Genomic DNA, 13,155 nt, shown 5'->3' with positions numbered 1-13,155 from the left:
CAATATCACTAAAACTCCCGCTTTTATAAAACTTTGTCAAATTAAACTTTGATTCATCAGCCATCATTACAACTTGTTTTGCATTATTCTTTAGTTGCTTAAATATTTGTGCATCTTCAATATACGAACATGTCAGTTCTTTTTCTAATGAAATACCATCACAAGAAGCAAATAATTTATTAACAGTGAAATGATCAAGATAGTTTAATGTCATTTCTCCAGACAATGCTAAGGAATTCGTATTCAATATTCCCCCTATGACTATTAACCTACAATCAAAGGAATCATGCTGGTCTTTCAGCTCAATAATTTTATTTACAGCTGGTATCGAGTTTGTTAAAATTGTCAAATTCTTTTTATCGTATATGTAGTCTAAAATTTGCATTGTGGTTGTCCCAATTTCAATTGCGATAATATCATTATCTTCTACGATTTTACTTGCTTCCATTGCAATTTTTCGTTTTTCTTCAATATTCTCAGATCGACGTTTATCAAAATGAAATTCTAGTGTTTGATCTTTCTTCTTAATTGCACCACCATGTATTTTCGTAAGCTGCCCTTCCTTGTGCAACATATCTAAATCTCTTCGTATCGTTTCTGTTGTAACATTTAATACCTTTGCTAAATCATTTACCATAACTCGGTTGTACTTTTCTAACTCACCTAGTATGTGTTTTCTACGTTCAAATTGCGTGTACGATTTCATTTCATTAACACCTCTTCAAATTACGAAAAATATTGATTTTCTAAAAACTCTTATTATACGTTACTTTTAACATAACATCATTTACAGAAAGAAGGAACGATTATCTGTACTATATTTCGTCAAAGGAACAATGGTATATATCACCATATTCACCATACTTTTTTATTACAAGAATTCTATTTGTTTGGCACCCTTTTTTATAAAGAGCAGTACTTTTTATTTTCATCTAAAATTCAAATTTACTTAACAATAAAAACACGATTATAATAAATAAAAATTTATTGTTAAACGATAAATTTCATGTTAGATTAAATAGATAATTAATAAATGAGGTGCTTTATATGAAACAAAGATCAACACTCTTTTTAAAGACAGCTATTATTCTGATTGGAATCCCTGTTCTTGCTTTGTGTATATTTTTAGTTCCTAACATAGGGAATTATGCAGCGGAATTGTATCCCGATATTGCATATATAAAATATCTTATTTTAATCAATCTGTATGCAACGGTGGTACCTTTTTATTTCGCTCTGTATCAAGCTTTTAAACTTGTAAGCTTCATTGACAAGGGTAACGCTTTCTCGAAATTATCTGTTAGAGCTTTAAAAAAGATAAAAAACTGCGCAGTAACAATCAGTATTTTATATGTGGTAGGTATGCCACTCTTCTATCTTGTGGCGGAAAGAGATGATGCACCTGGTATTATTATACTTGGCATGCTCATGATCTTTGCTTCAATGGTTATCGCAGTCTTTGCTGCCGTTCTCCAAAGACTTTTAAAAGATGCGATAGATATAAAATCAGAAAATGATTTAACGGTCTGAGGTGAATAACATGGCAATAATAATTAATATTGATGTAATGCTAGCGAAAAGAAAAATGAGCGTAACTGAACTTTCAGAGAAGGTTGGAATTACAATGGCTAACCTTTCTATATTAAAAAATGGAAAAGCAAAAGCAATTAGAATTTCAACTTTAGATGCTATTTGTAAAGCATTAGAATGCCAACCTGGAGATCTTTTAGAATATCAACCTGAAGATACCGAATAAAAAGAGTCCTTCTTATATGAAGGACTCTTTTTATTGCTCATTACGGCGCAAAATTTATTTGGCCAGTAAACAATAAGATAATCGCGATAATCCAAAAAATAAAGAAAGATGAGGAAAGTATTAATGAGATAATTGCAATTGCCTTCTTCTCTGTTTGTTTCGTGATTCCAATTGTTGAAAGTATAATACCTACGACTGTCAGAGCAATTGTAATATAATCTCCCACTATATTACCCGCATTCGCTATTCTCGTCGGAGTTATAAAAACGAATAAAAAACACATAATTCCGATGAGTAAAGATACATAGCTTATTATGCTGTACTTCTTTTTGGAAACTATTTCTGTTTTCATAATTACCCACCCCTTCTATATAGCTATGAGTTCATATTAGCATGAATAACCATAATTTGGTTAAAACAATAAAAAACAGATAAAGCGGACACTTCCACTTTATCTGTTTTTTATTTAATATATAAACCTGCTATTTCTTCTTTATCATTATAAGTTACGATAAAGGTACGTTGTTCTTTACTATATTTCGCTACAAGAACAACTGTATATAAACTATCTTTTTCTTCAATCGACTTTTTTTCAATCTTTTCGAATGTACCAGCTTTTTCAATTACAGGAGTAAGATCTTTCATTTTCTCCTCTGATAATGCAGTTTTCATCTTGCTATCAAATTTTTCATGCACTTCTTTATACTTAGATTCATTTAGTAACGTTACAATTTCTTCCGCTTTCGGAATAAACTTTTTTGAAGTACTTTCATCTACTTTATTACCAGTACATGCTGCAAGTGCGAACGCCGCAATAGCACTTATAATAATGAGTAACATTCTTTTCATTTTAATACACCCTTTCTTTTTAAGATGAAACTATAACTAAATACAAGTAACGCACAAATTGCTATTGTAACTTCTACAGTAAATATAGCCCTATTTGCTGGTACGTATAGCGGTATGATGCCTGCTAGTGCATTTACAGTCCCATGGATGAAAATTGCATATACAACATAACGAAATTTCTTTTGGACAACAGCTTGCAATACAATGAATGACAGACCGACATGGATTAACATCGCAAAGATACGTTCCACTCCACCGACAAAATAACTATCCGTATTTCCGCTAACTGTTTGCGATAATAATAGAGATACTACTGGAATACCGACTATCAACACAGCTTCAATACCACCGTGCCCTACTCCGAATAAAAATCCTGACTGCCAATCTCGTTGTTTCATAAAATAGCGCATTGCAATAAAACGAGCTATCTCTTCAAAAATACCAGCTGACAAACTAAGCATAATCGCAAATAATATAGGCTGCATGACACTAAAAATTGAAAAAGCTGTGCTATTTCCATTTAAATAATTCAGTATTGGTATACGGATTAAAATTTGTGATACAACAAATGCCAATACGCCTAGCATATACGGGATATAGCGTTTCTTCCAAAAAGCATATAAAAGTGCAACAAGTGGTAACCCTATACTTATAAACGCTGTAAAAATAAGACCATTCATCTCGTTTCACCTCTTACTTGAAGTGTATAAAAACGATTGAAGAAAGTATGTAGTTATTTCTTATTCGGTTTGATTTCCATCATAAATGGTTATCTGTTTTTTTAGTATGAAAGTTTGCGTGAAATGAGGACTCATATAAGTCGTTTCTAGCGTTGCATTATTCGTTTTATTTATAATACGTTTTAATGAGAATAACCCATATCCTCTGCCCTCTTCTTTACTCGAATAGTTCTTCTCATAAATTTTTTGCAAATCAATCTCTTTATAATTGGAGCTATTACGAACAACAAAATATTGCTCTGCATCCATTTCAAAAAAGGCAATTTGCAGTACCTTTTCCTCACTATGTACCGCTTCTTCAGTTGCATTATCTAATAAGACTGAAATGATACGAATAAAATGAACTATAGGCATCGAAACCGTCGCTATTTTTTCCGGAATATCAAGCATTACTTTTATTTGTTGTTGCTGTGCAGTACCCACTTTTGCTCTTAATACACTTTTCACTTCAGGTATATGTATACGAGATAATTTCGCAATATCGAGTTCATGATCATTGATTAATTTTAAAGTAGGAGTAATAACCTCATAATAAACTTGCTCGATTTCATTCACATTTTTTGTACGTATTCCCGCTTCTAACGCAAGTAACACATTAATATAATCGTGGCGGAAACTGGCCAATTCATCATGCATCGATTCTAATTTCTCAACATAATCGAGTAATTCTTTATCTAACCTTGTTTCATGTTCTTCTACCAACTTCTCTTTCGCCAAATGCGAACTCAGTAATACAATAAGTAGTAATACTAAGAACAATATAATTGCTGAAATAAAACTCAATTCACCATATTGCTGATTTAACTTTGCTAAAAAATCAGTGGATGGACTCGTTAAAATTAATTCAATAATAAACCCAATAATTAACAAAATATAAGTAACATAATATAGTGGACTTCCTACTATGTACTGAGCGATACTTTGAATTCGTTTACGAGCTAATACAATACCTATAAAAGTTATGAGCGACACGATAAGATGAATTATACTCGCTGTCCATAAATAGAAATCAAATGGTGTTAACATAAATAGTTTCATACCCACTTCGAGAAATAGCATTTTCACAAGCGTAATAATAACCATGCTAACAAGCGCAAAATATAAATTCCGCATAAAGTTCAATTCATTTTGCATCAATCCTAAACTTATTAGAAATAACACAATTGTACTATTAAGCTCTGGATATCTCGTTACTGTTACGACAATTACAAGTAAAATAATAAATACAACACTTAAAGACGCTAACATTCTATATGACAATCTATTGTACCGGATTAATTGAATGTATAAGAAGGTATGACTCATACTAGTGAGCAAAAGTGCAAACACATCATAAATATACATTACATCTCACCCTTTAACATTGTACGTACTTTACTAACTAAACGCCGCGATACTGGAATTCGTTTCCCACTTTTTAATATCATCATCTTCTGCGTTGTATCATAAGAAGACATTTGTGTAATATTCACGACATATGATTGATGACAACGAAATAACCGTTCATCTACTATTTCAATCTCTTTTAATGTTCCATAAAAATAAACGATACGATCTAACGTCACTAAAGCTAAACGATGTGGATCATCGGTCATAATATATTCGACTGCATGAAATGGCAGTCGCACAGTAGCGTTACTATTTTCAACAATAAAATCATCCTTAGGAATAGTAGTCTTATTGCGTGCCTCATATTGAAGCAAACATTGCTCAAATACTTGATATCGTTCTTCATAAGGCAAACCTTTATCAACAAATGTTAAAGCTGATACCATGTATTGATACGAGATCGGTGCAAATTCTGAATGCGTCGTTACAAACACAATAATCCCTTGCGTATCATATTTACGAATTTCTTGCGCTACTTGCAACCCTTTACGTTCTTCTCTTTTTATCTCAATATCTAAAAAATAAATTGGTACATAAGTCGCCCGTGGAATGTTTTTAATAATGTTTTCACTTTTACTAGTTACTTCGATAAAATCGTACGGCAACATATATTTCTCACAAATCTCTTCAACTAACCGCTTCATTTGCTGCCCTTGTATGACATCATCTTCTAAAATGAAAATACTCATATTATCACTCGCCTTATAGAAATCTTTCACTTACTTAAAAAAGTTCAAAAACATACTCCTTTATCTACAGATTTATCTATAACTATATAATTCACATTATTATAACAATCTCCTTCTATACACTTGAAAGTATTAATCCACTATAGTTTTTTTAAACATAGAAAATAACCTCTACTTTCCGAGTAAAAAGTAGAAGTTTTAATCAAGCCGTTTATAAAGAAAACTCTCTATCTCTATCAATAACTACCTTAAAAAACTCAGAGTAATGCGATAAAGAATAGTCCGCTACATCACATTTATCTTGAAACATACATGTTGAAATACCTAATTCCTTCGCAGGCAATAGATCTAACTCTCTATCTCCAATTGCTAGATCAATATTGTGCTTTTTATGTAAATGATCATAAGCTAAAGAGTTCGGTTTTCGAGGGAAACCATCGTCAATTGTAACCATATCGACGAAGTATTTGTCCCATCCATAATACTTTAAGATTTCCATAACTCCTGCCCTATGTTTATGTGTCATAATCACGTTTTTATGCGCAAATTTCAAAATCTCTTCGACACCTTCAAATGGTTTCATATCTTTTGGAGTAAACTGTTTCTTCAAAACTTTAATCTGTTCTTCCTGTTCATTTGAAATGTTGTAATATTGAATTGCGTGGGAATATGATATTTTTAAGTTTTTGTATATTTCTTGTTTATCTACTGCATCACCTAATATTTCAGAAAGCATCATTGTATATGCAGGATACGTATTAAATAACGTCCCATCAAAATCCCATAAAATATTCATTTTATACACCTTCTATTTTGTACTTACTTACATTGTTTCATATTGCGTATTACGAAATCCGCCAAATCCCTCGGTGATTCCTTTTCCAAATAATACTCCTCAGCTTTCCAATACCTACTTTGAAACTTTGGAAGGTTCTTCTGCGTTTCCTCACTCTCGCGAAGAAACCTTGTTTCTCTTGAACAATCCAAATACACCATATAATGAAAGAAATTTCTCCATTCTTTTCGCTGCAAAAAAACACCTTCAACAATTATTACACCTACTAAAGGAAGCTGTATTTCTTTCATTTCACATATGTCTGTTTCATCATGATAAAAAGGCAATTGTACTTGTATATCGCTTTGTAACTTCCAAAAAAAGTTTCGCTGCAACCACTCTATATCCCATTGAAGGTTGTAGTACTCATACCATTCTGCAAATCCAGTATTATATCGCTTGTTACGCTCGGTAATGTGATCGTCAATATGAAAAATATGAAACGGGATTCCACTTTGCTTCATATCTGCTTCCAACTCTTTAACCAAAGTTGTTTTACCCGAACGACTTAGTCCGTCTATACCTAAAATAAATCGCTCATCTTTATGTTCCTTAATCACTTTCATTATTTCACTTGTGCTCATTACTTTTGCCAATCTTCTTTTAATAATGAATAAACGACCGTATCATGAGCAACATCATTTTGAATCATATATTTTCGAAGTAATCCTTCTTCTTGAAATCCGGCTTTTTTTAATAAATTACGGGAAGCTTCATTTTCTATATATACGACAGCTGCAATTCTTATAAAGTGCAACGTTTCAAATCCGTAAGCTAGCATTGCTTGCAGTGCTTCGGTTGCGTATCCTTGTCCCCAATATGTATCATCTAGCTCATAACCAATTTCAGCTCGTTTATGATGATTGTTAATTAAATGAAATCCACACGTACCAATTAATTGATCTGTGCCTTTCTTCTCTATTCCCCAGCGAAATACACTTCCCTCTTCATTACGCTTTCTAAACGTTTGAATAGTCGTTTTCGCTTGCTCAACATTTTCGAAAGAGTCCATTCCAAAATAACGAATAACGGATTCTTTTGAAAAATAATGGAACATTGTTTCTGCATCTAATAGTGTAAGTTCTCTTAATAGTAAACGTTCTGTTTCTAATTTTGGAAACCCCATCCTCTTTTTCTCCTTCTATTCTAATGAACTACAAATTTCAATATAATTACCGTCTGGGTCGACAATGTAAGCAATTGTTTGTCCCCACGGTTTTACGATTGGCTCAACTAGAACTTTAACCCCTTGTTCTTTTAATTTCTCAATCGTTTCCTTAACATCATCTACAACAAATCCTATTTCAAAATGAGAAGATTGTAGTACACCTTCTGTAAGAGGTAGTCCCGTTAACTCCTTAACATCCTCTCGTGTATTCATCGCTAAAATTGTTGCTCCTGTTTCAAATTCGATATATGTACCGTGTTCAGCTTTTATAGGTAACTGTAAAATATCTTTATAGAACCTTAAACATTCCTCAAACTTTTCTACATATAAAATAATGTATTTCATTTTTAAGTTCATAATTATTCCTCCTTTACCTTCACCTCTAAAAATTCGACAAATGTTTTTAAAAACCTTGTACCTTATAGAGACGAGCACAAAAAAATGAGGCCGATTTCTCGGCCCCCAGCTTATTGGCATAAAACAGGAGATTTGGTTTGGACATAACCAGTTCTTACATTTATTATATTTTATTTTTTCTGAATTTTAAATATAATAAATACCTATTTATGTTGAGAAAGTTTTTTTACTTGCATAAATTCATACCGTTCAAGAAATGCTACAAATGGAGGTGTATACATATGGAACCAATGCTATGTCCAAGCTGTAAAACGAACCGAACTCGCTTTAATATTCTTGAGCAACAAGTAAAACCAGTGAAATTAAATCCACAAACTGGTCAAGTAGAAGAAGAATACACAAATGAAACGATGAACGCTTTTCATATGGCTTATCAAGGACCTACTTACCGAGTCCAATGCGCTGTATGCGGGCTTGTTGAAAATCCAGAACAATTTATAAAACCTGCGCAAAATCAGTCTTTCTCTTAAATAAGATTATCGTTTAAAGTCCCCCAATAGAGCTTTCTATTGGGGGTTACCCTTTTAACGGGATCAAAACTTATTCTTCCTTTTATATTTATAGTTTCAAACCACACATTTTTTTGGTAATATTCACATAAAAGGAGTGAAACAAATGGTATTTAATACAAGGTTAATGCTTCCATCTATATTTCTACTATTAGCTTGTCACATATCCATCTTGTACTTTTGGATCTTCGATTGGCAAAAAATCACGACTCCCTACGGAATAGCCTTCTGGATAGCTTCTACTTTTTGCGGGTTTTTACTTTATTACTATTTTAAAAACCAAAAATCGAATAGAAAAATGTTAATTGGTAGTTCTTTATTATTAATCACTTCTTCATCATTCATGATTTTTTTAGGTATTGTTACTGGTGTTATCTTTATTATTGTTAGTTCTATGCCTTAAGTACATCATTTTTTATTGTGTAAAAAAGAGTGAACAAAATGAAATGATATAGAAATAAAAGAAGGTGACTCTGGTATAATTTCTACGAAATCATCTTCTTAAAAAACTCGTTATTATAATATTTCACTTTTTAATTTCTTAATTTCCCAAGAGAGTCTTATAAAGAAATACATCCACATACAACCTGAAAGACCTGTCATAACTTTCACCCAAATTGGCACTCTTGATTCCATCGGGCTTAAAAATAGGTTATACATTGATGGTAGTATACCTGCTGATATAATAACAAGGAATAGTAATAATTCATTTAGTTTTTGTATCCGCGTCTCCTTTTCTGAATATATATCAGGCAATTCATTTACCTCTTCTACTTCTTTACAAAAATAATTCCATCTTGTAAAACTCGTTACGCGTTCCCAACCAGACATTTCATATATTTCGAAGTACTCTTGTTGTTTTTCTTTTGAATCTCTATAAACCAATCTAAAATCAGCTTTATATATTACATCTTTCGGCTCAGTTTTCTTAAACGTATACATTAAATTATATTTTTGTAATGCCCAACCTTGTTGATGCATCTTTCGTAAAAAAACTTCTTCTTTTTCTAAATTCCATGCCGTAAAAAATTTAAATACCCTTTTTGTCTCCATCTTCCATTCACTCCCCTAATATACTATTTCCATTCTTTACAGATCGCTGTAATCTTTTGTATTCCAGTTCCAGTACTTCTCTCCCAAATATTGTTAACTCATAGCACTTCTTTCTGTCCGTAGAAGCAACTTCAACAATTAACTTCTCTTTTAATAACTTCGTCGTATTCCCGTATAAAGTACCAGGACCGAGCTTTACTTCCCCATTTGTCATCTCTTCTACCATTTGCATAATTCCATAACCATGCATTGGCTTTACGAGTGACAATAGTATGTAATACGTTGCCTCGGTTAATGGAATATATTTTTGTGCTTTCACATTCATTATAACTACCTCCGATACATCGTCTTATGATATATCGATTTACGATACATCGTATATCGATATTGTATAACCATATTCCAAAATATGCAAGTGTAATTTTAAAATTGAATATCCATTTCTTCGAATTAAAAAATAATGTCAATTTTCTGAATAATTTGTTAAAATATAGAAATACTAACTCTTTTATTATGGAAGGAATGTTACATATGATAAATAAATTAAAAGAAAATATAGGGTCTGTTTTTGTCGGTAAGGAAAATGTAATTGATTTACTCCTCGTTTCATTACTTGCTGATGGACATGTACTGCTTGAAGACGTTCCTGGCACCGGGAAAACATTACTAGCAAAAACAATTTCTAAAAGCATTGGTGGTAATTTTTCTCGTGTTCAATTTACCCCTGATGTACTTCCGAGTGATGTAACAGGTATTGAATACTTCAATCCAAAAACGAGTGAATTCGAATTAAGACTTGGACCAGTCATGACAAATATACTACTTGCAGATGAAATTAACCGCGCGATGCCGAGAACACAATCTAGTTTGTTAGAAGCGATGGAAGAACGACAAGTAACGCTTGAAAAGCAGTCTACTCCTCTTCCGAAACCGTTTTTTGTTATTGCGACGCAAAACCCGATTGAATCACAAGGAACTTTCCCGCTTCCAGATGCACAACTTGATCGTTTTTTAATGACGATTTCAATTGGTTATCCGGCTCCTGAAGATGAGCTAAAAATGATGCGCCGTTTTCGTAACAATGCACCTTTAGCAAGCGTCACATCTGTCATTTCTTTAGAGGACATTTTAGAAGCGCAGCAACAAGTGAAAGAAATTTTCGTATCAGAACCGTTAGAACACTATATTATTAAACTTGCTCACGCTACAAGAAATCATGATTACATTGCCAATGGTGTAAGCCCACGTGCCACATTAGCTTTAGTACGTGCTGTTCAAGCATTAGCCTTTTTACGCGGCAGAGAATATTGTACACCTGAAGATATACAATTTTTAGTTCCTTCTGTTTGGAATCACCGTATCGTCTTATCAATGGAAGGTGCATTACGTACGACAAAAAACGAATTAATGCAAAGGATTTTAAAAGAAGTTGACGTACCCGTGGAGATTGAGCAAGCATGAATGGACAGCGCGTTGTAACTGTACCTTTATTTTTTCAAATCCACATTATTCAATTAACTGTGCCCATCGCTTTACTATTTACGTTTTTTCTACCGCAACGAATTATTATGTTTCTCTTTTTCTCCTACTATTTATTTGCGATTTTCATTTATAAATATGTCGCTTACATAGAGAAAAGATTTCAAGTTATAAATGAAAAACAAACAACTCGGCTTTTCCCTGATGAATCCGGACAGTTTTTTATTCATTTAAAAAATGGGGCAAATATACCACTCGTTAACGGTGTTTGTTACTTTCATTTAAATTCGTCCCTTATACCGCATAAAGATCAAGGGATTGAACAAATATCAAAAACGTTATTTTCTTTCCCATTTTCACAACCTGCTCATTCAGCACAAAAATGGGATTTAACATTAACCGCAACGAAGCGTGGTGTCTTTCAAATTGAACAATTTGAATGTGTTTTAAAAGACCCTTTTCATTTATTAACTGTACATTTACCTGTTTTCGATAAATTAAAGACTGAAATTATTGTATACCCTACTCCTAAAGAAGTAGCCGGTTTACAAGAACTCCAGCAACTATTAACAGGTTCGTATCGAACGAATTTCTCTTTTTACAATGATGAAACATCCATTATCGGTGTTAAACGATATGAACGTGAATCTTTCCGCTCTATTCATTGGAAAGCATCTGCTAAAATGCAGGCGTTACAAGCGAAGCAATATGAACCTGTAAAAAATTATAGTTGGACAATTTGTCTTTCTTTAGCTGCTGATCGTGGGTTTGGTTGGAAAGAAAATGTAGAAGACCTTATTTCATTTACAACGTACATTTGTCAATTCGCAACGAGGCATCAAATTCCGTTTGAGTTATTTATTAGTGTTTTAGCAGAAGCTGGTGCATTGCATTTACCATTAAACGAAGGACAAACACATTACGGGAAGGCTTTAGAGGAATTAGCACGTATTTCAGATGATAGTACGTTACTTCCGAAACAAGGATTTCTTCACTATGTAACGAGAAAAAGAGAACGCTCGTCTACAATGATATACATTGGTTTGCAGAAGAATGAGCTTCCTCTTCTATCTCAGCCTACGTTTCTCATTAATAATGAAGGGATGGTGGAACCAGTTGAAAACTTGGCTCTATCACGTTAATGACTTTATTCTGCTCCTCCTTCTTTCATTATTAACGGAAAGAGATGAACTCATTGGTATTGCTATATTTTTAGCGACCGGTTATGTAGGAGTATTTCTTATTCATAAACTAATGAAGAAAAAAACAACAGGATTCGTAATACTTTTAGTTATTCAAATAGTCGGTTTTTCTTTATTTCTACCGTTTTCTCTTTTTGGCACAATTATATTACCACTATTTTTCTTTATCGTACACGCGGTCGGACCTGGATATCCGGTTCAAAAATCGTTAGGCGGTATTGTATGGTTTGTCGTTACAGCTATATTTTATGCACCATTTCCACCATTATGGAAATTATTAATGTTAACCTTACACTTAATGATTACATTTTGGCTAACCGGGGCAAATCGTAAACAACAACTATTACGTTTTGCTTCTATTATTACGATTGGTGTAATGAGTCTATTAATTGTTCAAGTGTTCCCTTTTATTCGACTTATGTTTGGTTTTATGACAGAATTTATCGCATTAGGCGTCGGCTATGCTTTAATGCCATTAATTAAAGCAGCTGAAATGAAAGATACAGAAGGAGTTTGGGCAAATAAAGGGCATCTCTTAAACCCTCGAATTGAAGACGGTAAAAAACTTCCTGATTTTGACCCAATACTCATAAATAGCGTTACAATAATAGTCTGTACAGTCATTGCTATTTACGTCGTAAGGAAAATAGTAAAAAAACGAAAATATTTAAGCTTAGGAAACATACCAGTCTTCGAATCTACTATCATTACTGATAAAGAAGGAATTAGCCAAAAACGTATGAAGCGAAATAACCCACCACATAATGAGATTCGAAAAGAAATTTTCAAACTTGAGAGTAAACTATCCCCTCCTTTAAATCGTGAACGAGGAGAAACTGTTGAAGCTTGGCTAGAAAGAGTAAATCATGAAGAAGAGGTAAATATTCAGAGTCATATCATTATAGATGCGTATAATGCAGTACGTTATTCAAACAGTGAAAACACTGTACTTCTGCATGAATTTAAGGAAGAGGTTCATAAGCTTTATGCTTATCAGAAGAGTTTGAAGAAGAAGAGAAAATAATGTATACAAAAAGACTCCTATTAAACTAGGAGTCTTTTTGTATAC

General features: G+C 32.8%; 19 protein-coding genes. 7 read left to right on the top strand and 12 right to left on the bottom strand.

From position 1 onward, the window contains the following. Positions 1–706, bottom strand: a 706-nt coding sequence (locus tag V7038_RS23370) for a DeoR/GlpR family DNA-binding transcription regulator (protein WP_335695687.1), incomplete at its 3' end; no start/stop codon positions are given. Between the two features lie 341 nt (positions 707–1,047). On the opposite strand from V7038_RS23370, the gene V7038_RS23365 reads away from it, so the two are divergent. Both V7038_RS23365 and V7038_RS23360 read left to right on the top strand, forming a co-directional pair. Further along, the gene (locus tag V7038_RS23365; protein ID WP_199659634.1) at positions 1,048–1,530 is read left to right on the top strand and encodes a DUF2975 domain-containing protein; all 483 of its coding nucleotides are present in this window, start codon (positions 1,048–1,050) and stop codon (positions 1,528–1,530) included. Between the two features lie 10 nt (positions 1,531–1,540). Then, on the top strand, positions 1,541–1,756 hold the full coding sequence (locus V7038_RS23360) for a helix-turn-helix domain-containing protein (RefSeq protein WP_002110519.1): 216 nt from the start codon (positions 1,541–1,543) through the stop codon (positions 1,754–1,756). Positions 1,757–1,796: 40 nt separating this feature from the next. Here V7038_RS23360 and V7038_RS23355 read toward each other — a convergent pair whose 3' ends face one another. The 9 genes from V7038_RS23355 to V7038_RS23315 all read right to left on the bottom strand — a co-directional run bounded on the left by V7038_RS23355 (position 1,797) and on the right by V7038_RS23315 (position 7,783). Next, positions 1,797–2,108, bottom strand: a complete 312-nt coding sequence (locus V7038_RS23355; RefSeq protein WP_335695686.1) for a hypothetical protein — start codon at positions 2,106–2,108, stop codon at positions 1,797–1,799. 110 nt (positions 2,109–2,218) lie between these two features. Further along, positions 2,219–2,605 (bottom strand): DUF3887 domain-containing protein, encoded by a 387-nt coding sequence (locus V7038_RS23350; protein WP_199660906.1) that lies wholly within the window; start codon positions 2,603–2,605, stop codon positions 2,219–2,221. Further along, complete coding sequence (locus V7038_RS23345) at positions 2,602–3,285, bottom strand: YhfC family glutamic-type intramembrane protease (protein ID WP_070139477.1); 684 nt, start codon at positions 3,283–3,285, stop codon at positions 2,602–2,604. Before V7038_RS23345 ends, V7038_RS23350 begins: the two co-directional genes overlap by 4 nt. Before the next feature lie 60 nt (positions 3,286–3,345). Then, a complete protein-coding gene (locus V7038_RS23340) occupies positions 3,346–4,689 on the bottom strand; it encodes a GHKL domain-containing protein (RefSeq protein ID WP_335695685.1) in 1,344 nt (447 codons plus the stop codon). Further along, positions 4,689–5,423, bottom strand: coding sequence for a response regulator transcription factor (locus V7038_RS23335; protein WP_199660909.1), 735 nt, complete (start codon positions 5,421–5,423; stop codon positions 4,689–4,691). Before V7038_RS23335 ends, V7038_RS23340 begins: the two co-directional genes overlap by 1 nt. Before the next feature lie 211 nt (positions 5,424–5,634). Then, entirely contained in the window at positions 5,635–6,219 is a 585-nt protein-coding gene (locus V7038_RS23330; RefSeq protein ID WP_070170302.1) for an HAD-IA family hydrolase, read from the bottom strand. 23 nt (positions 6,220–6,242) lie between these two features. Further along, on the bottom strand, positions 6,243–6,842 hold the full coding sequence (locus V7038_RS23325) for a kinase (RefSeq protein ID WP_199660910.1): 600 nt from the start codon (positions 6,840–6,842) through the stop codon (positions 6,243–6,245). After that, positions 6,842–7,384: a GNAT family N-acetyltransferase gene (locus V7038_RS23320; protein WP_002200088.1), complete on the bottom strand. Its 543-nt coding sequence runs from the start codon at positions 7,382–7,384 to the stop codon at positions 6,842–6,844. Before V7038_RS23320 ends, V7038_RS23325 begins: the two co-directional genes overlap by 1 nt. A 15-nt stretch (positions 7,385–7,399) precedes the next feature. After that, positions 7,400–7,783, bottom strand: coding sequence for a VOC family protein (locus tag V7038_RS23315; protein ID WP_199660911.1), 384 nt, complete (start codon positions 7,781–7,783; stop codon positions 7,400–7,402). A 281-nt stretch (positions 7,784–8,064) separates the two neighbouring features. Between V7038_RS23315 and V7038_RS23310 the strand changes: the two genes are divergently transcribed. Next, positions 8,065–8,313 carry a hypothetical protein gene (locus V7038_RS23310; protein WP_000433610.1) on the top strand — a complete coding sequence of 83 codons (249 nt, stop codon included), beginning with the start codon at positions 8,065–8,067 and terminating at the stop codon, positions 8,311–8,313. Between the two features lie 145 nt (positions 8,314–8,458). Next, positions 8,459–8,755: a hypothetical protein gene (locus V7038_RS23305; RefSeq protein WP_199660912.1), complete on the top strand. Its 297-nt coding sequence runs from the start codon at positions 8,459–8,461 to the stop codon at positions 8,753–8,755. Between the two features lie 113 nt (positions 8,756–8,868). Here the strand turns inward: V7038_RS23305 and V7038_RS23300 are convergent, their stop codons facing one another. Both V7038_RS23300 and V7038_RS23295 read right to left on the bottom strand, forming a co-directional pair. Beyond that, entirely contained in the window at positions 8,869–9,405 is a 537-nt protein-coding gene (locus V7038_RS23300; protein WP_335695684.1) for a DUF2812 domain-containing protein, read from the bottom strand. Between the two features lie 7 nt (positions 9,406–9,412). Then, positions 9,413–9,730: a PadR family transcriptional regulator gene (locus tag V7038_RS23295; protein WP_199660913.1), complete on the bottom strand. Its 318-nt coding sequence runs from the start codon at positions 9,728–9,730 to the stop codon at positions 9,413–9,415. Positions 9,731–9,936: 206 nt separating this feature from the next. Between V7038_RS23295 and V7038_RS23290 the strand changes: the two genes are divergently transcribed. From V7038_RS23290 to V7038_RS23280, 3 genes are read left to right on the top strand one after another with little or no spacing between them, the layout of a single operon-like run. Then, positions 9,937–10,866, top strand: a complete 930-nt coding sequence (locus V7038_RS23290) for an AAA family ATPase (protein ID WP_199660914.1) — start codon at positions 9,937–9,939, stop codon at positions 10,864–10,866. Continuing rightward, on the top strand, positions 10,863–12,026 hold the full coding sequence (locus tag V7038_RS23285; protein WP_283747147.1) for a DUF58 domain-containing protein: 1,164 nt from the start codon (positions 10,863–10,865) through the stop codon (positions 12,024–12,026). Before V7038_RS23290 ends, V7038_RS23285 begins: the two co-directional genes overlap by 4 nt. Then, positions 12,001–13,110, top strand: coding sequence for a DUF4018 domain-containing protein (locus V7038_RS23280; protein WP_199660916.1), 1,110 nt, complete (start codon positions 12,001–12,003; stop codon positions 13,108–13,110). Before V7038_RS23285 ends, V7038_RS23280 begins: the two co-directional genes overlap by 26 nt. Positions 13,111–13,155 lie beyond the last annotated feature (45 nt).

Source organism: Bacillus sp. JJ783 (assembly GCF_036963225.1).
GTDB lineage: Bacteria > Bacillota > Bacilli > Bacillales > Bacillaceae_G > Bacillus_A > Bacillus_A cereus_U.
The sequence above is the reverse complement of the archived record's forward strand: the minus strand, read 5'-3'. Positions and strand labels throughout refer to the sequence as shown.

Excerpts from the sequence above, each read along its gene's own strand:
- V7038_RS23300 (WP_335695684.1), bottom strand. The coding sequence starts at position 9,405 with ATGGAGACAAAAAGGGTATTTAAATTTTTTACGGCATGGAATTTAGAA.
- V7038_RS23295 (WP_199660913.1), bottom strand. The coding sequence starts at position 9,730 with ATGAATGTGAAAGCACAAAAATATATTCCATTAACCGAGGCAACGTAT.
- V7038_RS23350 (WP_199660906.1), bottom strand. The coding sequence starts at position 2,605 with ATGAAAAGAATGTTACTCATTATTATAAGTGCTATTGCGGCGTTCGCA.
- V7038_RS23325 (WP_199660910.1), bottom strand. The coding sequence starts at position 6,842 with ATGAGCACAAGTGAAATAATGAAAGTGATTAAGGAACATAAAGATGAG.
- V7038_RS23365 (WP_199659634.1), top strand. The coding sequence starts at position 1,048 with ATGAAACAAAGATCAACACTCTTTTTAAAGACAGCTATTATTCTGATT.
- V7038_RS23330 (WP_070170302.1), bottom strand. The coding sequence starts at position 6,219 with ATGAATATTTTATGGGATTTTGATGGGACGTTATTTAATACGTATCCT.
- V7038_RS23315 (WP_199660911.1), bottom strand. The coding sequence starts at position 7,783 with ATGAACTTAAAAATGAAATACATTATTTTATATGTAGAAAAGTTTGAG.
- V7038_RS23285 (WP_283747147.1), top strand. The coding sequence starts at position 10,863 with ATGAATGGACAGCGCGTTGTAACTGTACCTTTATTTTTTCAAATCCAC.
- V7038_RS23320 (WP_002200088.1), bottom strand. The coding sequence starts at position 7,384 with ATGGGGTTTCCAAAATTAGAAACAGAACGTTTACTATTAAGAGAACTT.
- V7038_RS23360 (WP_002110519.1), top strand. The coding sequence starts at position 1,541 with ATGGCAATAATAATTAATATTGATGTAATGCTAGCGAAAAGAAAAATG.
- V7038_RS23290 (WP_199660914.1), top strand. The coding sequence starts at position 9,937 with ATGATAAATAAATTAAAAGAAAATATAGGGTCTGTTTTTGTCGGTAAG.
- V7038_RS23355 (WP_335695686.1), bottom strand. The coding sequence starts at position 2,108 with ATGAAAACAGAAATAGTTTCCAAAAAGAAGTACAGCATAATAAGCTAT.
- V7038_RS23310 (WP_000433610.1), top strand. The coding sequence starts at position 8,065 with ATGGAACCAATGCTATGTCCAAGCTGTAAAACGAACCGAACTCGCTTT.
- V7038_RS23335 (WP_199660909.1), bottom strand. The coding sequence starts at position 5,423 with ATGAGTATTTTCATTTTAGAAGATGATGTCATACAAGGGCAGCAAATG.
- V7038_RS23305 (WP_199660912.1), top strand. The coding sequence starts at position 8,459 with ATGGTATTTAATACAAGGTTAATGCTTCCATCTATATTTCTACTATTA.
- V7038_RS23340 (WP_335695685.1), bottom strand. The coding sequence starts at position 4,689 with ATGTATATTTATGATGTGTTTGCACTTTTGCTCACTAGTATGAGTCAT.
- V7038_RS23345 (WP_070139477.1), bottom strand. The coding sequence starts at position 3,285 with ATGAATGGTCTTATTTTTACAGCGTTTATAAGTATAGGGTTACCACTT.